The sequence below is a fragment of the Methyloligella solikamskensis genome, assembly GCF_042676065.1.
GTDB classification, from domain to species: domain Bacteria; phylum Pseudomonadota; class Alphaproteobacteria; order Rhizobiales; family Methyloligellaceae; genus Methyloligella; species Methyloligella solikamskensis.
On sequence record NZ_JBHTJO010000001.1, the window covers coordinates 922688 to 939675 of the forward strand.

At 62.9% G+C, this 16988-nt stretch carries 16 protein-coding genes; 9 read left to right on the plus strand and 7 right to left on the minus strand.

The features are described 5' to 3' along the window. Positions 1–9 precede the first annotated feature (9 nt). From ACFQ2F_RS04445 to ACFQ2F_RS04470, 6 genes are read left to right on the plus strand one after another with little or no spacing between them, the layout of a single operon-like run. The gene (locus tag ACFQ2F_RS04445) at positions 10–2055 is read left to right on the plus strand and encodes a cbb3-type cytochrome c oxidase subunit I (protein WP_379086287.1); all 2046 of its coding nucleotides are present in this window, start codon (positions 10–12) and stop codon (positions 2053–2055) included. After that, positions 2052–2660 (plus strand): cytochrome o ubiquinol oxidase subunit III, encoded by a 609-nt coding sequence (cyoC, locus tag ACFQ2F_RS04450; RefSeq protein ID WP_379086290.1) that lies wholly within the window; start codon positions 2052–2054, stop codon positions 2658–2660. Before ACFQ2F_RS04445 ends, cyoC begins: the two co-directional genes overlap by 4 nt. Next, positions 2660–2980 (plus strand): cytochrome o ubiquinol oxidase subunit IV, encoded by a 321-nt coding sequence (gene cyoD, locus ACFQ2F_RS04455; protein ID WP_379086293.1) that lies wholly within the window; start codon positions 2660–2662, stop codon positions 2978–2980. Before cyoC ends, cyoD begins: the two co-directional genes overlap by 1 nt. A 52-nt stretch (positions 2981–3032) precedes the next feature. Beyond that, the gene (locus ACFQ2F_RS04460) at positions 3033–3488 is read left to right on the plus strand and encodes a DoxX family protein (RefSeq protein WP_379086296.1); all 456 of its coding nucleotides are present in this window, start codon (positions 3033–3035) and stop codon (positions 3486–3488) included. Between the two features lie 14 nt (positions 3489–3502). Continuing rightward, on the plus strand, positions 3503–3952 hold the full coding sequence (locus ACFQ2F_RS04465; protein ID WP_379086299.1) for a cupin domain-containing protein: 450 nt from the start codon (positions 3503–3505) through the stop codon (positions 3950–3952). A 12-nt stretch (positions 3953–3964) separates the two neighbouring features. After that, complete coding sequence (locus ACFQ2F_RS04470) at positions 3965–4882, plus strand: VOC family protein (protein WP_379086302.1); 918 nt, start codon at positions 3965–3967, stop codon at positions 4880–4882. Between the two features lie 7 nt (positions 4883–4889). Here the strand turns inward: ACFQ2F_RS04470 and ACFQ2F_RS04475 are convergent, their stop codons facing one another. Then, positions 4890–6002: a helix-turn-helix transcriptional regulator gene (locus ACFQ2F_RS04475; protein ID WP_379086305.1), complete on the minus strand. Its 1113-nt coding sequence runs from the start codon at positions 6000–6002 to the stop codon at positions 4890–4892. A gap of 167 nt (positions 6003–6169) precedes the next feature. Between ACFQ2F_RS04475 and ACFQ2F_RS04480 the strand changes: the two genes are divergently transcribed. Together ACFQ2F_RS04480 and ACFQ2F_RS04485 are read left to right on the plus strand one after the other, a co-directional pair. Continuing rightward, on the plus strand, positions 6170–7570 hold the full coding sequence (locus ACFQ2F_RS04480) for an amidase (RefSeq protein ID WP_379086308.1): 1401 nt from the start codon (positions 6170–6172) through the stop codon (positions 7568–7570). 14 nt (positions 7571–7584) lie between these two features. Continuing rightward, on the plus strand, positions 7585–8811 hold the full coding sequence (locus ACFQ2F_RS04485) for a M24 family metallopeptidase (protein ID WP_379086311.1): 1227 nt from the start codon (positions 7585–7587) through the stop codon (positions 8809–8811). Positions 8812–8899: 88 nt separating this feature from the next. On the opposite strand, the gene ACFQ2F_RS04490 is transcribed toward ACFQ2F_RS04485, so the two are convergent. The 5 genes from ACFQ2F_RS04490 to ACFQ2F_RS04510 form a co-directional block, all read right to left on the minus strand. Continuing rightward, complete coding sequence (locus ACFQ2F_RS04490) at positions 8900–9850, minus strand: cupin-like domain-containing protein (RefSeq protein WP_379086314.1); 951 nt, start codon at positions 9848–9850, stop codon at positions 8900–8902. Beyond that, positions 9847–11052 (minus strand): GNAT family N-acetyltransferase, encoded by a 1206-nt coding sequence (locus tag ACFQ2F_RS04495; RefSeq protein ID WP_379086317.1) that lies wholly within the window; start codon positions 11050–11052, stop codon positions 9847–9849. Before ACFQ2F_RS04495 ends, ACFQ2F_RS04490 begins: the two co-directional genes overlap by 4 nt. Positions 11053–11188: 136 nt before the next feature. Beyond that, positions 11189–12019, minus strand: coding sequence for a sulfite exporter TauE/SafE family protein (locus ACFQ2F_RS04500; RefSeq protein WP_379086320.1), 831 nt, complete (start codon positions 12017–12019; stop codon positions 11189–11191). A 159-nt stretch (positions 12020–12178) separates the two neighbouring features. After that, complete coding sequence (locus ACFQ2F_RS04505) at positions 12179–12574, minus strand: hypothetical protein (RefSeq protein WP_379086323.1); 396 nt, start codon at positions 12572–12574, stop codon at positions 12179–12181. 18 nt (positions 12575–12592) lie between these two features. Next, the gene (locus ACFQ2F_RS04510) at positions 12593–14977 is read right to left on the minus strand and encodes an efflux RND transporter permease subunit (protein ID WP_379086326.1); all 2385 of its coding nucleotides are present in this window, start codon (positions 14975–14977) and stop codon (positions 12593–12595) included. 320 nt (positions 14978–15297) lie between these two features. Between ACFQ2F_RS04510 and ACFQ2F_RS04515 the strand changes: the two genes are divergently transcribed. Beyond that, complete coding sequence (locus tag ACFQ2F_RS04515) at positions 15298–15846, plus strand: hypothetical protein (RefSeq protein WP_379086329.1); 549 nt, start codon at positions 15298–15300, stop codon at positions 15844–15846. 20 nt (positions 15847–15866) lie between these two features. On the opposite strand, the gene ACFQ2F_RS04520 is transcribed toward ACFQ2F_RS04515, so the two are convergent. After that, positions 15867–16988 carry an ABC transporter permease gene (locus tag ACFQ2F_RS04520; RefSeq protein ID WP_379086332.1) on the minus strand — a complete coding sequence of 374 codons (1122 nt, stop codon included), beginning with the start codon at positions 16986–16988 and terminating at the stop codon, positions 15867–15869.

Below are 16988 nucleotides of genomic sequence, written 5' to 3' on the forward strand. Positions count from 1 at the left end.
GGGGACGCGGTGGATTTCTTCGGCAGGCTCACCATCGACTCGCTGCCCTTCTACAGCGCGATCGCCGCTTCCGGGGCGGGCGTCACCGTGCTCGGCGGGCTGTCGGTGGTGGCGCTGGTCACCTATCTCGGTGCTTGGAAGACCCTGTTCGGCGAATGGCTCACCAGCCTCGATCACAAGAAGATCGGCATCATGTATGTGGTGGTCGCCCTGGTGATGCTGATGCGCGGCTTCATCGACGCCGCCATGATGCGCTCCCAGCAGGCCATCGCCTTCAACAGTGATGGTTATCTGCCGCCGAGCCATTTTGACCAGATCTTCTCGTCCCACGGCACGATCATGATTTTCTTCATGGCAATGCCGTTCCTGTCAGGACTGATCAATTTCGTGATGCCCCAGCAGATCGGCTCGCGGGACGTCGCTTTTCCCTTCATGAACGCGGTGAGCCTTTGGTTGACGGCGGCGGGTGCCGGGCTGGTGCTGATCTCACTCGTGATCGGCAAGTTCTCCACCGCCGGCTGGACCGGCTATCCGCCTTACTCGGGGTCCGAATATACGCCGGGCGTCGGCGTCGATTACTGGCTCTGGGCGGTGCTGGTCTCTGGTGTCGGCTCGACCATGAGCGGCATCAATTTCCTGGTCACGATCCTGAAGCGCCGCGCGCCGGGCATGACCATGTTTCGGCTGCCGCTCTTCACCTGGACGGTGTTCGTCGCCGCCGTCCTGATGATCTTCGCGTTTCCCGCCCTCACCGTCGCCTGCGTAATGCTGGCGCTGGACCGCACGCTGGACTTCCATTTCTTCACGAATGGCGACGGCGGCAACATGATGAACTACATCAACCTGTTCTGGTTGTGGGGGCATCCGGAGGTCTACATCCTCATCCTGCCGGCATTCGGTGTGTTCTCCGAGGTGGTCGCGGTGTTCAGCCAGAAGCGGCTGTTCGGCTACATCTCGCTGGTGCTGGCGACAATGGCGATCGGCATCCTGTCCTTCACGGTCTGGCTGCATCACTTCTTCACCATGGGGTCGAGCGAGACGGTCAATTCCTTCTTCGGGATCATGACCACGATCATCGCGGTGCCCACGGGCGTGAAGGTGTTCGACTGGCTGCTGACCATGTTCCGGGGCCGGCTGATCTTCAAACCGCCGATGCTCTATACGCTCGGTTTCCTGGTCACCTTCGTTATCGGTGGCCTGTCCGGCGTGCTGCTCGCCATGCCGCCGGTCGACTATCTGATGCACAACACGACGTTCCTGATCGCCCATTTCCACAACATGATCATCCCTGGCGTGCTGTTCGGCTATCTCGCCGGCTACATGTTCTGGTTCCCCAAGGCGTTCGGCTTCAAGCTCAACGAATGGTGGGGGGCGGCGTCGTTCTGGTGCTGGATCATCGGGTTCTATCTCGCCTTCATGCCGCTCTACGTGCTGGGGCTGATGGGCATGCCGCGGCGCATGGAGCACTACGACATTGCCTCCTGGCAGCCGCATCTGATCGTGGCGGCCATCGGCGCCTTCATCATCTTCCTCGGCATCGTCTGCCTCGGCGTGCAGCTTTGGGTGAGCGTGCGCGACCGCCGATCCGCCTTGGACCTGACCGGCGATCCCTGGAACGCACGTAGCCTGGAATGGCAGACCTCTTCGCCGCCGGCGCCCTACAACTTCGCGGTGCTGCCGAAGGTGCAGGCGATCGATGCGTTCTGGGACATGAAAGAGCGCGGCGTCGCCTATGAGAAGCCAGCTTCGTACAAGCCGATCACAATGCCGAAGAACACGCTGATCCCGCTTATGATCGGCGGCACGGCCTTCGTCTTCGGCTTCGCCATGGTCTGGTGGATCTGGTGGCTGGCGATCGCGAGCTTCGCCTTTATCGGTGCGCTGATCATCGTGCGGTCCTTCGATGACGATCCGGATTTCACAATGCCGGCGAGCACGGTGCAGGCCATCGAGGACCGGCGCTATGAAGAGCTTGCCAAGGCGCCCAGAAACGAGATGGCCGACGATCCGGGCTACGCAGGCGATCCTGGAGCTTTACCGGAGGGGGCGCGATGAGCACGGCTACGGCAACAGACGCAACCCTGGTCCATCCGGGCGGATCGCCGGAGACGGAAGAGAAGGCGTTCGGCTTCTGGATTTATCTGATGAGCGACGCGATCATCTTCGCGCTGCTCTTCATGACCTATCTGGTGATGTTCGGGAACACGGCCGGCGGACCGGAGGCGAAGGACGTCTTCAGCCTGGGCCGCGCCTCGGCGGAGACCTTCCTGCTGCTGGTCAGCTCAACGACCTTCGGCATGGCGAGCATCGCCGCGGCCCGGGCCGACCGGGAGCGGGTCGTCATGTGGCTCGTAGTGACGGCGGCGCTGGGGCTGGGCTTCATCTTCCTGGAGTTCGGTGAGTTCCGCGGCATGATCGCTGAGGGCGCGGGTCCGCAGCGGAGCGGTTTCCTGTCCGCCTTCTTCACGCTTGTCGGCACCCATGGGATCCATGTCAGCGTCGGCCTCGTCTGGATCTTCGTCATGCTGGGCCAAGTCTGGATGAAGGGGCTAACCGTGCCCGTGCTCTCGCGGCTCTACAGGCTAGGGCTCTTTTGGCATTTCCTCGACATCATCTGGGTCGCCATCTTCTCCATCGTCTATCTGCCGGGGCTGCTCTAATGGATGCATCTGGTCTACCCAACGAACGGAGCGCCGCGCCCTATCTCTTCGGCCTTGCGCTTGCGCTGATCCTGACTGCCGTGCCCTTCGGCGTCGTCTATTTCGACTTCCTGCAGAACAGCACGACCCTGATCGTTATCGCGTTCTTCGCCGTGGCGCAGATCCTGGTTCACCTGCGCTTCTTTCTGCATATCGGCTTCGATTCCACGCCGACGGAGAACCTGGTCGTCATGGCCTTCGCCATCGTGCTCATGTGCATCATGGTGGGCGGCAGCCTCTGGATCATGTTCGATCTCGACTGGCGCATGATGGTCCAGTGACCAGACGCCGGACGAGTTGCCGCGAAGCATTGAAATCTTAGGAGGGGGAACGATGGATGCTCTGATCAACGATGTGCTGCCGACTTTGGCGCGCATCTTCATCGTATGGATTTTCCCGTTCAGCTTTCTCGACAAGATCATCAACTGGGATGCGGCGGTGAAGCAGGCCAACTCCGGCTGGCTGCCGGGCGGGCCGGTGCTGCTGGTGCTGGCGATGTTCGTGGAGCTGCTGACCCCGCCGATGATCGTCTTCCATTTCTATGACGGCATCGCGGCCTTCGTGCTGGCCGGCTACTGCGTGGTCACGGCGCTCATCTATCACAATTTTTGGGCCTATCCGCGCTTCTGGGCGGCGGACACGGCGGGCCATCCACATGTTTGGGACTTCTTCAAGAACTTCGCCATCGTCGGCGGGTTGATCTACGTGATGTATCAGAGCGGCTTCATCCGCGAAGCGGAAGGCGACCTCAACGAGCTGACCCAGCTCCTGGGGAGCATGCTGGCGTAGCGTAGGAGAGGCTTATGAGTGAGAAGGCGCCGGAGCTTTATTACTGGCATGTCTGGACCGACGACGAGGGCGTCAGCCACCAGAAGCGCTGCGCTCTGACCGACTTCGCCAAGAAGAGCATGGGCGGCAAGGCCGCGCCCCAGTGGAACGACGATATTCTGACGGGCGAATGTCACCTCATGGTTTGCGAGCTGCCCGTGGGCTGGGTTGGCGACTGGCACGAGAACCCGAAGCCGCAATGGATCGTGGTGCTGCAGGGGAGCTGGTTCGTGGAGACCATGGACGGGATGCGGGTTGAGATGGGGCCGGGTGAGGTGATGTTCGGCGCTGACCAGAACACGAAACCGGATGCGGACGGTCACGCGGGCCATCGCTCGGGCACGGTGGGGAACAAGGCCTGCCGGCTGATGCTGGTGCAGCTTGGAGACAAGTGGAAAGCGGCGCAGCCCGGCGCGTTTGATTAGAGTCTCTCCTTCATGCCAGTCACCAAGCTCATCAGGGTCAGCATCACCGTTTCGGATCTCGCGCAAACGGCTGCCTTCTATTCGCACGCGCTGGGGCTGGAGGTCGGCACCCAGCAGCCTTTGAACGATCCGGCCTGGACAACGCTGCTTGGCCTGCCCGACGGGAGCTATGCCCACGGGGTCGATGTCTCGCTCGGCTCGGAGACCATCAAGCTCGTCTCATTCGATCCGCCGGGCCGCGACTATCCGCCAGCACACGCCTCCAACGATCCGTGGTTCGAGCATCTGGCGCTCGTGGCCGGCGATATCGAGACCGTCTGGACCACGCTGGAGAAGGCTTCGCCGGAGACGATCACCGAGGGCCCGCCGGTCGTGCTGCCGCCGAACACGGGCAGCGTCACAGCCTTCAAGTTCCGCGACCCTGAGGGTCATCCGCTGGAGCTGATCTCGTTTCCCGACGGTGTCGGCGATCCGCGCTGGCAAATGGGCGGGGCGGGCATCCGCGGTTACGATCACACGGCCATCGCGGTGACGGATCTCGAAAAGAGCCTCGCCTTTTATGAAGGGCTACTCGGTCTAGAGAAGGTCGGCCAGTCCCTGAACCGGGGCCCGGAGCAGGATCATCTCGACGGGCTGAAGGGCTGTGAGGTCGATGTCGTCGCGCTGGCGCCAGCTGAGCAGAAGACGCCCCACCTGGAGCTGCTGCTTTATCGCCTGCCGCCGTCCCCGCACGGGAAGCAGCTGGTGCAGGCGAACGACGTTGCATCGGCGCGGCAGGTCTATGCCGTCGACGATCTCGATGGACTTGTCGAACATTTAAGAAGGGCTCGCACGACCTTCGTGTCGCCTGAGATCGCGCAGCTCAAGTCCGGCGGACGCGCCGCCGCGGTTCGCGATCCTGACGGGCACATGATTGTGCTGATGGGCTAGAGACCGCCTAGCGGTTGGCGATGATCAGCTCGAAGAACATGCAGAACAGCTCGCGCTCGGTGGTGATGTCGAGCTTGTAGTAGAGCCGGTGCTTGTGGTTGCGGATGGTGCCGGCGGTGAGCCCCATGGTCTCGGCGATGAGGGCCGGGGGCACGCCTTTCAGGATATAGCCGACGATTTCCGTCTCCCGCGGCGTGAGAGCATGGCGGTTGGCGAATTGCTCGACCAGCTCGGTTTCCGACAGGTCCACGTAGCTCGGCGAGGCTTCTTCCAGGAGATAGGCGCGGCCGCCGGGTGCGACGGCATTCTGCTGATCCAGGGTCTCCCAATGGACGATGAGATCGTCCTCAAGCGCTTCGAAGCCCTCCGCCCGGTCGCCTGACAGCGCGCGGATCTCCTTCTCGCGCGCCTTGCTGACGCGGCTTTCCCAAAGCGCGTTGCGGAAGGCGATCTGGCCTTGGGTGTCGATCATCATGAAGGCGATCTGGCTGTCGTCGAGATAGCCGCCGCGCCAACCGAACACGCAGCGATCCACATGGAGCGCGTGGAGATTGTTTAGCAGCGGGAAGAGCTGCGCCGCAGTCGCGATCTCGCGGGGACTGAACAATGTGTCCGCGCGGTCGACGCAGATCGCGGTCCAGATGCCGCCGGTGGTGGGCAGCAGGATCACCAGTTCGTCGAGGATCTCGGCCGTCTGATACATGCCCTCGTAATAGAGGGTGTCGGCGCCGCTCTGGCGGAGCTGGTCGAAGGTCAGCACGTTCTGCTCCACGCCTGTGCGCACCATGCGCAGCAGCGGGTCGATGCGGTAGTAGCGGGCGAGATAGTTCTCCACCGCCTCGTCGGTCATGGAGGTGTTGACCAGGAATTCGGGTTTGGAAAACTTCGCGTAGCGGATGACCAGGGCGCGGTCGGAGTGAAGCGCGCGGGTCACACAGTCCGCGGCGGCCTCGTAGAAATGCGAGCTGCCGACGGCACCCGCCACGCCGGCGAGGCTTTCGAACAGCGGGTCGAGGCCCGGCGGCACGGAAGCGCGCCCGGCGTCTTGAGTCTCGCCGTTCTTCTTGTCCGGCCCTTCGCGCCGGTCGATATCCCGCAACCGCTCCTGCAGCAGGGGCATATTTGCTCTCCTGTCAGCCGCTTTTCCGTTGCGGGGCGGCCATCCTAGTGCAGATGGGCTGAAGCCATAAGGGGGCGCGGCATTGGCCCCTATTTGAACCGCTGAGGTGCCGCGTGGTGACGTTTGTCACCGTTGTATGGTCGCGTGCATCAATCGATCTTAATCCCATGAGCTATAGAAGCGCTCGCGACATCCGGGAGGCGGTGCTTTCCGGCGATACGACGTGCGAGGCCGTGGTCGCGGGCGCGATCGCGCGTGCCAAGGCTGTCCAGCCTGAGCTCAATCCCTTCACGATCCTCCTGGAGGACGAGGCGCTGGAAACGGCTCGCGCGCTCGATGCCGAAGGACCGGGAGAGACGCCCTGCCTACTGCACGGTGTGCCCCTCGTCATCAAGGACATGACGCCCACCAAGGGCCATCCCACCACCATGGGGTCGCTCACGACTGGCGACGGTCTGACCGATCACGATGCGGTGGTGGTCGAACGGCTTAAGTCTCAGGGCGCTATCGTCATCGGCAAGACGACCACGGCGGAGTTCGCCTTCTCCAGCTTCACCCGCTCGAAGCGTTATGGCTTCACGCGCAATCCCTGGGATCCTGAGCGCACGCCCGGCGGGTCGTCCGGCGGCTCGGCGGTGTCGGTTGCGACCGGCGTGGTGCCGCTCGGCGAGGGTACGGATATGGGCGGCTCGGTGCGCATCCCGGCGGGGGCTTCTGGCATCGTTGGCTTCAAGCCTAGCCTGGGGCGGATCCCGATGACCATCCTGCCCAACGGGCTGAACACCATCTCCCATTTCGGGCCGCTGGCGTCCTGTGTGGAGGATGCGGCGTTGTTCGTCGCCGCCACGGCGGGGCAGCATCCCGGCGATCTTCTTTCTCAGCGAACCCCGTTCCAGCTGGCCGAAACCGTGCCGGTCCCTGTGAAAGGCCTGCGCTTCGCGCTTTCCGTCGATCTCGGCTATTGCGATGTGCAGCAGGATGTGGCGGACGCCATGCACCGTACCGCAGAGCAGATCGCCGCGAACGGTGCGGAGATCGTCGAGGTCTCCTTGGGGTGGACGCGCGCCGTCTATGACGAGTGGCTGAAGCAGTGGAACCAGCTGCTCTCGCTCTTTCCAACCGGCCAGACTGAAGAGCAGCTCGCCCAGTTGGATCCGGCGCTTGCCGAATGCATCCGCGATGGCCGCGCGCTGTCGGCTACGGAGTACATGGCGGTGGATCGCTTGCGCACGGAGATGAGCCTGCAGCTCGGCGAGATCTTCGAATCTTGCGACGCGCTGCTCTGCCCGACAAATGCGGTGGAGGCGCCGCCGGTGGATGCGCCGGAGGCCGAATACGAGAAGGATACGGCCGAGGGCAAATTCCGCGCCTTCGACATGACCCATCCCTTCAACATGGTCTCCAGCCTGCCGGTGCTTTCGCTGCCCATCGGGCTGACGCAAGCCGGCCTGCCCATCGGCATGCAAATCGCCGGGCCAGCGCACACGGACGAGCGCCTGCTCGCCATCGCCGGCGGCATCGAAGCCCTGCGCGGCCCGTTTCCCGCGCCGCCCACTTTTCAACAGTAACGAAGGAGTCCCCTATGCCCGGACCTCAAATCAGCGATGAAGAATTCGCCCAACGCCGCGAGACCGCGAAGCGCCTGGCCAAGGAGCGCGGGCTCGATGCGCTCCTGATCTGGTCGCGCAGCGGCCATACGGTGGAGGCCTACGGAGACCTCTATTACCTGACGAACTTCAACTCGCTGTTCCCGGCGGTGCCGGACCGCAAGAGCTGGGCGAGCCGCGGCCACGGCGCGCTGATCCTTCCCGTCGACGGCGGCGAGCCGGTGCTGATCACTGACTATCTCGACGACCCGGAAGACCGGATCAAGGTGAAGGACGTGCGAGCCGTGCCCGATATCACGGTCTCGACCGTCGATGCCTTGCGCGAGATGGATCTGATCGACCGCAAGATCGGTCTGGTCGGCGGCATGTCCTTCCTGATGAGCGCCTGGCGCCGGATGGAAGAGCGGGCCGGCAACCACAAGCTGGATTTCGTCCCGGCCGACGACATGTTCGAGCGCATGCGCCTGATCAAAAGCCCGGGCGAGATCGAGCTGATCCGCCATGCGGCTGGCGTGGGCGTGAAGTGGATGGACGCCACCATGTCGGCCATCGCCGAAGGCAATACGGAAGGCGATGCTGTGGGTGAAGGCCTGAAGGTGCTGGCTGCCAATGGCGGCACCCAGCAGGATATCGCCATCGCCAGCGGCCCTTTCGCCATCAACTATATGGGCAGCTCCGGCATTCCCCACTGGAACGTGACGCGGCCCATGGAGACCGGCGATCTGGTCCATTGCGATCAGTGGGGCCCGGTGGACGGCTACTACACCGACTTCGCCCGTTCGACGGTCGTCGGCGGCAAGCCGAGTGACGGACAGCGCGAGCTGCTGGAAGGCAGCATGGCCGTGATCCATCACATCATCGACGGCATCAAGCCGGGCGAGACGACCTTTGCCGATCTCTACCGGCGCGGCGAGAAGTGGCTCGACGATAACGGCTTCGCCAATCACAAGACCTCGGCCGACGAAAGCAACGCGTTCAGCAGCCTGTTCCCCTGCTTCGGCCATTCCATCGGGCTCGGCATCGACGGGCCGTGGATCATGGAAGACGAAGACACGGTGGTGGAGCCGAACATGACGCTTGCGGTGGAAGCCCTCGTTGGGCGTCCGGGCGTCGGCGCGGCCAATTTCGAAGAGAACATCATCGTCCATGAGGACGGGGCGGAGATCATCACGGCGCCTTGCGAGGGAAAGCGCTGGGAGTAGGTCTCAGGACAGGATCTGAATATGAAAAGGGCGCGTCCATCCGGCCGCGCCCTTTTTATTTGCAGGTTCTTGCTGAACGACGCGTGGCCTAGTTGGCGAGGCCTTCCTCGTTCTTCTGGCCGCGATAGTAGTAGTTCGCGTTCTTGCCCAGCGCGATCTTGCGGAAGAACTTCCGCAGTTCCTCGGATTTGCGCAGCGGCGAAGCGACGGCCGAGGCGGTGGCGATGAAGGCCACCTTGGCGGCATCCCAGCTCGGATGAACGCCCGGCGCGGCCTGGGGAAAGCCCCGGTCGCGCAGCATGGCGTTGGCGATATAGAGCTGGTTCCGCCGCTTGGTCTCCTTGGTCTTCCAGGTGATGGCGACGGAGATAGAATAGCTATCCTTGGTCTTCACGTAGTGGGGCCAGAGATAGGGCACGAAGACGCCTTCGCCGGGCTTCAGATCGTTGTGCATGGCGCGGGCATCGAAATTGTCGTTATAGGCGACATTCCGGTGCTTGGTGATGCAGTGCTCGATCTGGTCCTCGTTGGCGAGCGACCGGTCTTCGTTGTCGAAAATGCTGAACAGCTTGTCGCCGTGGATCTGGACGAAGAAATTGTCCTCGCTGTCGATATGGAACGGCGTGGTCGAATGGGGCGAGGAGACGAAGAGGAAGCCTTCCACGTTGGAGAAGCCGGCCTCTTTCAGGCTGTCATGGCCTTGGGCATGGGCGACGGAGAGGAGCGCGTCCTCCAGAAGCTGCTTATAGGCCGGATGCGCCTCGATCTTCTTCAACACCATCCAGGCGCCGGCGCTCTCGACCCGCTTGATGATCTCTTCCGGCGGCAGATCCACCAGGGGCGTGGCGTCGGGGTCCTGGCTGATATTGGCCTGGCCGGAATTGTATTCGATGTGATCGCCCGGCAGCGCCTTCACGAGCTCCAGGATCGCATCGAGCGTAAGCCGCGGATCGTTCTCCAGATTATGGGTGATCCGGAACGGCTTTTTGGGGAAGAGCGTCTCGAACGCGGCGCGTTCGGCGGTGAGCACGTCGGTCATGTCGTTTTCTTTCTCTTGCGGGGCGTAATGAGCCCGCCGTCGACAAACTTTAGATAGGCAGTCTTGACCCTGGCGCGAAGGGCGGCGCGGCTCTTGATGGCTGCAATGCAGAGCTGGGGCAGCGCGCCTTTGCGGGTGGGGATGAGCATGTCGCCGACGCGCCGGCGCTCGCGCCAGACATGGTCGATCATCGGATGACCGGGAGCGGCGGTGGAGTCGACATAGTCGACTTCTCCCTGTTCCGACAGGTGCCGGGTCAGGAAGACCGTGAGCTGTACGCCCGGGGAGTAGCGTGAGAAGGCTTCATTATAGGCGGTCTTGAAGTAGAGCGCACTACGGCCCGATCGGATCACGATGCCGGAAGCGATGGCGTTTCCGTTAGAGGTCAGCTCGACGATCTCGATGGCGCGGCGGGCGGCGAGATTGCGGGCGGCATCTGTAACGAAGGCGCGGTCGGCCTGGTCTTGGGCGAGGCTCGATCCCTTCTCGCCCTTCCAGCCATTGGCCTCCAGGGTGAGGAAGCGGCCCAGCGCTGCAAGGATTTCCGGCTCGGAGCGGGAGACGGTCCAGTCCGCCGGGCCCATATCCCCAAGACGGTTGTTCTGACGGCGAAGCTCTTTCAGCTTTTTGCTGCCGAGCCCGTCGCGCAAATAGCTTTCCGGATCTTCCGGAACTTCGAGAGCCGCCCGTTCGTGGACATTGATGGCCTGGGCCTGGAGACCGCGCTCGGAGAGCACCTTCTCGATCGCCTGCGCGGCGGGACCGTCCAGGGCCACCATGGGCAGGCCGATGGCGGCGATGCCCTGGTCGGCCGCCGCGTCGATCAGGCCGGCAACGGTCTTCTCGATATCGTCGCCGGCGAGCAGCGGGGTCCCCAGGGTCACGTATGGGAAAAGCCCAATGGCGGCGGGAATGGGAAGCTTCAGGGCGTGATAGGCGGTCCGGAAGGGGATGAGCCCGGCCAGCGCGCCATCCGGACTGTGGTTCTGCAGGACCTTGCAGGCCCCCGGTGACAGCATATGGCGGCAGACGGGGAGCAGGAATGCTGGATCGCTGAAGCCGTTCGGATCGGCGGCGCTTTCGGCGAGATGCTCCCAGCGGGGCAGGGACACCTGGTCGAGCGAAACCAGCCCACTCCGGGACCGTTGGGCGATCCTTCGTGGGGAAATCCGCGGATTTTTGGCTTGCACCAAGCTCGTCATCAAAGCCCCTCCGAGGGTCCAGACCCGGGACCTATGGGGTTGTACACCGCGGATTATATCACACGGCGCGAAAGCTCTTCTTTGCGTTAACGTTCATTGAGGGCCGGTTCGGGCCGACTTCCGCGGGCCCTCAGGTCTATTGAACAGCCGACACTAGCAGCCTGATTGAGACCGCAATGAGGAAGATCGCGAAGGCGAGCTCCAGCTTGCGGCGGGAGATGCCATGGGCCAGCCGCACGCCGAGGGGCGCGGCGGCGACGCTCACCGGAATGATCACCAGGGCTGCGATCACGCTGACATAGCCGAGGGAGTAGGGCGGCAGGCCGGGCTCGCCCCAGCCGGCCCAGATATAGCCGAGCAGTCCGGGGATGGCGATGAGGGGGCCGAAGCCGCTTGAGGTCGCCACGGCCCGCTGCATGGACCAGCCGCAGAGTGCAAAGAGCGTGACGAAAAACATGCCGCCGCCGATGCTCATCAGGGTCGAGACCAGGCCGACGGCGAACGCGATAAGATTGACGATCCAGTTGTCGGGCAGGCTGTCGGCGACCCGCCAATCGTCCCGGCCGAGCAGCATCTTCACGCCGACGGCCATGCTGAAGACGATCCAGATCCAGGTCAGCGCCTCGCCGGAGACGACGGCGACCAGGGCGATGCCCGCAGCCACGCCAATGAGGACATAAGGCGCGAGGCGCTTCAGCACGTCGAGGTCGACGGCATTGTGTTTCCTGTGGGACAGGAAGGAGCGGACGGCCGTGGGCACGATGACGGCGAAGGAGGTGCCGAGCACCATGGGCATGCGGACCTCGTCGGGCGTGCCCAGAATGGCGAAAAGCTCGAACAGGACCGGGACGAGGATGCCGCCTCCGCCAATGCCGAGGAGGCCGGCGAGAAAGCCGGTAAGCGCGCCGCCGGCAAGCAGGGCGATGAGGAGGGTAATCATCTCGCCGCTGGCAAGATCCACCGTCATTTCGAAATCCAGATCAAAGGCGGATCGCGGACCGGACGTCCGCAGCCGCTGGCAAGGGGTCTATCAAGAACGGGACCGCGAATGCGCCCCCAAAAAGAGAATAGGCCCGGCCGTGGGGCCGAGCCTAATCCGTTTCCAGTTCTTTGGCGTTGCGCGAGACTACTGCTTGCGCAGGCTCATGCTGCCGGTGCCGCGCGGGCTGGTGAAGCTGACGCTCTGGCTGGAGCCGCGCATGGTGACGCTGAGCCGGCCCGATACGTCGAACTGGGAATTGTGGAAGTCGCCGACATAACGGGTGTCGTTGACCTGAAGCAAGGAACCGGTCTGGCGAAACTTGTTGGAGCTCGTGGCGCAAAGCGCGTTGACGCCAACAACCTTCGGGCTTTCACGGCGATAGGTAACCTTGCAACGGATCGACTCCGCCTTGCCGTTTTTGGGATTGGCGGTGCCGCTGCCGCTCCAGGTGCCTTCGATGCCCGAGGCGGCTGAGGCCGGGACGGTCGAGACTGCAAGGGCAAGCGGAGCCACAAACAGAAGCAGTTTCCGCATATTCATCGTATCTCCTCGTGAGTTCTAACGTTCTTGGGGTTTGCGGGTGTTGGCCCAACCTTCCTCGGGTTCAGGGGATAACAACCTACGGCCCATGCGATAACGCGACGTGACCAGAATAAGTGCCGGGAGGATAATTAGGTCCGCCAGCAGTGCAAAGATTAGGGTCGACAGACATATCAGGCCGAATTGACGGGTCGGTGGCACAGCGCTGAGCTGCGTGATCGATAGACCGGCGACCAGAACCGCAGTCGTCAGGATCAGAACCGTGCCAATCAATCTTAGCGTGCGATCCACCGCTACAGCAACGGATTCGGAGCGCTCCATTTCCAGCTCGAACCGGTTGAGCACATGAATCGCGTGGTCGACGGCCAAGCCGAAAGCAACGGTAAGCCCGACAATCGTGGCGTAATCAAGCCCTCCCTGGAGAAATGCCAGCCAAGTCGCCGTTGCAAACAACGCAAATAGGTTCGGTATTGTTGCAAGTCCAGCATAGAGCAGGGACCAGAAGGCCAGCCCGATGACGGCGATGACGATCGCGATGGCGCCGAGCATGGAATAGCTGAGCTGAGAGATGATTGCGGTGGAGCGGGTCGCGCCGACGCTGGCGATGCCGGTCAGGCTGAGCTGGAACCCCGGATTTGCCGCCTGAACCTCTGCAAGCTGAGGTTCCAGATCCTCGCGGATCTGAAGGATTTCCTTGGCCTCCAGATCGCCGATATAGCCGGAAACAAGGGCGGCGTGGCGCTCTCGGTTCACATAGCGGCTCGCCACCTCGGGCGGCATCATCTCCATGAGCCGGGCGCTCGCATCATCCGGCGAGAGGCCGCTCGATTCCGCCCATTGCTGCAGATCGTTCAGGGAGTTGACCTTCCCGATCTTGGGATGGCCGTCCATGATCCCATGCACCTGGGCGATCACCTGGCGCACATCGGGCGACTGCGCGGTCTCGTCCTCGGGCCAGTCCACCACAACGCGGAGAGGGAAAAGGCCGCCGAGCCGGTTTTCGATCTGCTTGGACACCTGGGACGCGGTGCCCTGGTCGGGCAGCATGTCGCTCAGGCGATAGCGTGGCTCGAGCTGGAAATAGGCGATGGCAAAAACGATCGTCAGGATCGTGCCGCCCACGGCGATGGGCGTTGCCCAGCGGAGCACCAGAGCGCTGACCGCGGCGGAGGCGCTGTCGAGCAGCTTCACGCCCCAGTTGGCTTTCTCCTCGACCAGATATTTCGCCTGACCCTCTTTCAGGAAGAGAGCGGCGAGAACCGGCATCACCGCGATCACCAGAAGCAGGGATACGAGGATGCACATGCCGGCCATGATGCCGAATTTTTGGATCAGGGCCGAGTTGCTCATGGCGAGCGAGAAGAGCGCGATGGATGTGGTGAGCGAGGTCAGCGCGCAGGCCGGGCCGATCTCCACGATGGTTCGGTGGATCGCCGGCTTCTTGCTCATGCCCTCGTCGAGATTTCGGCATAACCCGAAGAGGAAATGCATGGCGTTGTTGATGGTGACCACCAGCACCAGGGGCATCACCGCATTGAGCAGCGGATTCATCATGGTGCCGGTCCAGCCGAAGAGCCCCAAGCACCAGACGATGGCGAGCACAGCCGGGCTCAGCGCGATCACCACCAGGCGGACGCGGCGGAAATAGAAGCCCAGCGCGACGACGCCGACCAGCAGGCCCACGCCATTGAAGGTGCTGATGTCCTTCTTCGTACCGCTCACGACCTCCGCCTTCATGGTGGGCATGCCGGCGAGGCCGATCTTGAGGTCCTTCGCAGCCTGGGAATTTTGGGCGATCTCGCGCACTTCATCGACGACGGTCGGCAGGCCGCGTTTCGTTATCTCATCGTGCTGCAGGGAGACGACCAGGAGCGCGAGGCGGGTCCCGTTCGTGTCCGGCGAGATCAGCCGGCTTTCGGCCAGCGGATGGGTCTCGATGTCATGCTGCAGCTCGGCCAGCGCGTCCTTGTCCTCAGGGAGCTCGTCCGGGATCAGCGCGGCGGGCGTTCCTTCGTCGGGCAAGGGCTGGCGCAGGGAGAAGATCGAGGTGATCGACTCCACGCCGTCGGCGAAGAGGAGATCGAAGTTCAGCTCGCGGAGCTGGTTCAGATGCTTCGCGCCGAGAAGATCGTCGCCTTCGACCGCCAGATAGATGTCGAGATCGCTGGCGGGAAAGCGTTCGCTCATGCGCTCGAAGACCTGATAGTCCGGGCTGTCGGAGCGAAGGAACTGATCGAGTGAATCGTCGGTCTTCAGCTTGCTGAGGCCGATGCCCATGACGACGGTCATGAGAAGCAGCACGATCAGCGATATGACGGGATAGCGTGCCGGGATCTCACCGAGGATGAGAATCGGCTTGCTCGTCCGGTAAATCCAAGTCGGTGGTCGTTCTTCACCGGTCATGCAGTTTACGTCCCTCTCGCCGTTGACGGCGCGCCCCCGCATGGCACGCGTGACTCCCCGCTGGGCTCTTTCGCCCAGCCTCGAACTCTGTCCGCCCGCATAGATAGCAGCGGAGGCGGAACCGGTATAGGCAGGTTTCGCCTTTTCATGGCCGTTCGAGCCAGAAGAATCCGCCATTTTTCGGGCCGCGGCCGAGCTTCCTGCTCGTATGGTGAAAATCCGAGCGCCGGCTCTTGGGCCCAATGGCGGGTCATATTTCCATATACAACTTCGATTGGACTGCTAGCCTTCGGTGCCGGGAGCAAGGTTTGGGGGGCGTCATGTCTTGGTTCGCATTTCGCGTATTCGGTCTTGGCCGCGGCTGCGTGGCCACTCTGGTTCTTGCCTGCATATCGATTGCGACAACGAGCGCCGCGCGGGCCGATTGCGAGAACCCGCAGGTCTGGCGGACCTATCACAACGACCGGTTCGGCACGGAGGTGATGCTTCCTGTCGACTGCCTGGAGATCCAGCCCCCGCCGGCCAATGGCGACGGGCAGACCTTCGTTGCGCCAAACGGTGTCGCCTCGGTCTCGGTGTTCGGGTCCCACAACAGCACGGGGTCGAAGCTTGGCGCCATCCGCCAATCGATGCTGGCGGCGCCCGCCTATGGCGAGGTGACCTATTCGCCGAGCGGCAGCAATTGGTTCGTTCTTTCAGGCTACCGGGACAACGCCATCTACTACGACAAATACATCCTCTCCCATGACGGGCAGATCCTGAACGGCATGCTGGTCACCTATTCGCCGGCGGTGAAGGAGATGTTCGAGCCGATCGTGGAGCGGATGGAGAACACGTTCAAAGCGGGCGTCGGGATCGGCACGCCTTGAGCGCGCAAGACCTGAGATGCTTACGCCATGGTGCCGATGGTTTTGCGGAAACGCATCAGGGCCAGGGTGAAGAACACGGTTCCGATCAGCAGAAGGGCTGCGAATTGCGGCCAGACGATCGAGAAGCCCGCGCCCCGATAGAGGATCGACTGGGCAAGGGCCACGAAATGGGTGTTGGGCGCGGCCAGCATGATGTTGCGCACGACGTCCGGCATGCTTTCCCGTGGCGTCGACCCGCCCGACAGCATCTCAAGCGGCAGAAGCACCAGGATTAGCAGCAGGCCGAATTGCGGCATGGAGCGCGCCAGGGTGGCGAGGAAGATGCCGATTGAGGTGGTGGCGAAGAGGTGGAGCGCAGCGCCCACCAGGAAGAGGGTGATCGATCCCTCGATGGGCACCCGCATCAGCCCCTGAATGATGAAGAGAAGCGCAAACCCGCAAGCCACCAGCACCACCAGCGCCATGGACCAGACCTTGCTCAGCATGATCTGAAGCGGGGTGAGGGGCATGACGAGAAGATGTTCGATAGTGCCGTGCTCGCGCTCGCGGATCAGCGCCGCGCCGGTCAGGATGATCGACAGCATGGTGACGTTGTTGATCAGCTCCATGATGGAGCCGAACCACGTCTCGTTCAGGGACGGGTTGAAGCGGGCGCGCAAGGTGAGCTCGACAGGGAGATCCTGGATGTCGCGATAGCGCTGGGCAAAGGCCCGGGTCACGTCGTTCACAATGGTTGAGATGTAGCCGCTGCCGGTGAAGGCCTGGGTCATGCGTGTGGCATCGACGTTGAGCTGGATCTCCGGCTGGTGTCCGGCGAGCACGTCTTCCTGAAAATCGGGCGGGATGATCAGTGCGAAAGTATCGAGGCCGGCATCCATGCGCCGGTCCATCTCGGCAGGGGTGATCAGCTTCGGCGGCAGGAAGTAGGGCTCGTAGAAGGCGCTGATGATGCGCGTTGAGAGCTGAGAGCGGTCCTCGTCGACGATGGCGATGGGCGCCTTGTTGAGGGTCTCCGGCACGGCGGTGGCGGCGGCATAGATGGCGAGGCTGAAGGCGTAGAGCACGAAGATCAGCATCACTGGATCGCGGCCCAGGCTGCGCAGCTCCTTGATCCCGAGGAAATAGACATTGGCGAGGGGCAT

Excerpts from the sequence above, each read along its gene's own strand:
- ACFQ2F_RS04480 (WP_379086308.1), top strand. The coding sequence starts at position 6,170 with ATGAGCTATAGAAGCGCTCGCGACATCCGGGAGGCGGTGCTTTCCGGC.
- ACFQ2F_RS04520 (WP_379086332.1), bottom strand. The coding sequence starts at position 16,988 with ATGCCCCTCGCCAATGTCTATTTCCTCGGGATCAAGGAGCTGCGCAGC.
- ACFQ2F_RS04490 (WP_379086314.1), bottom strand. The coding sequence starts at position 9,850 with ATGACCGACGTGCTCACCGCCGAACGCGCCGCGTTCGAGACGCTCTTC.
- ACFQ2F_RS04460 (WP_379086296.1), top strand. The coding sequence starts at position 3,033 with ATGGATGCTCTGATCAACGATGTGCTGCCGACTTTGGCGCGCATCTTC.
- cyoD (WP_379086293.1), top strand. The coding sequence starts at position 2,660 with ATGGATGCATCTGGTCTACCCAACGAACGGAGCGCCGCGCCCTATCTC.
- ACFQ2F_RS04505 (WP_379086323.1), bottom strand. The coding sequence starts at position 12,574 with ATGAATATGCGGAAACTGCTTCTGTTTGTGGCTCCGCTTGCCCTTGCA.
- ACFQ2F_RS04465 (WP_379086299.1), top strand. The coding sequence starts at position 3,503 with ATGAGTGAGAAGGCGCCGGAGCTTTATTACTGGCATGTCTGGACCGAC.
- ACFQ2F_RS04495 (WP_379086317.1), bottom strand. The coding sequence starts at position 11,052 with ATGACGAGCTTGGTGCAAGCCAAAAATCCGCGGATTTCCCCACGAAGG.
- ACFQ2F_RS04485 (WP_379086311.1), top strand. The coding sequence starts at position 7,585 with ATGCCCGGACCTCAAATCAGCGATGAAGAATTCGCCCAACGCCGCGAG.
- cyoC (WP_379086290.1), top strand. The coding sequence starts at position 2,052 with ATGAGCACGGCTACGGCAACAGACGCAACCCTGGTCCATCCGGGCGGA.
- ACFQ2F_RS04510 (WP_379086326.1), bottom strand. The coding sequence starts at position 14,977 with ATGACCGGTGAAGAACGACCACCGACTTGGATTTACCGGACGAGCAAG.
- ACFQ2F_RS04500 (WP_379086320.1), bottom strand. The coding sequence starts at position 12,019 with ATGACGGTGGATCTTGCCAGCGGCGAGATGATTACCCTCCTCATCGCC.
- ACFQ2F_RS04470 (WP_379086302.1), top strand. The coding sequence starts at position 3,965 with ATGCCAGTCACCAAGCTCATCAGGGTCAGCATCACCGTTTCGGATCTC.
- ACFQ2F_RS04515 (WP_379086329.1), top strand. The coding sequence starts at position 15,298 with ATGTCTTGGTTCGCATTTCGCGTATTCGGTCTTGGCCGCGGCTGCGTG.
- ACFQ2F_RS04475 (WP_379086305.1), bottom strand. The coding sequence starts at position 6,002 with ATGCCCCTGCTGCAGGAGCGGTTGCGGGATATCGACCGGCGCGAAGGG.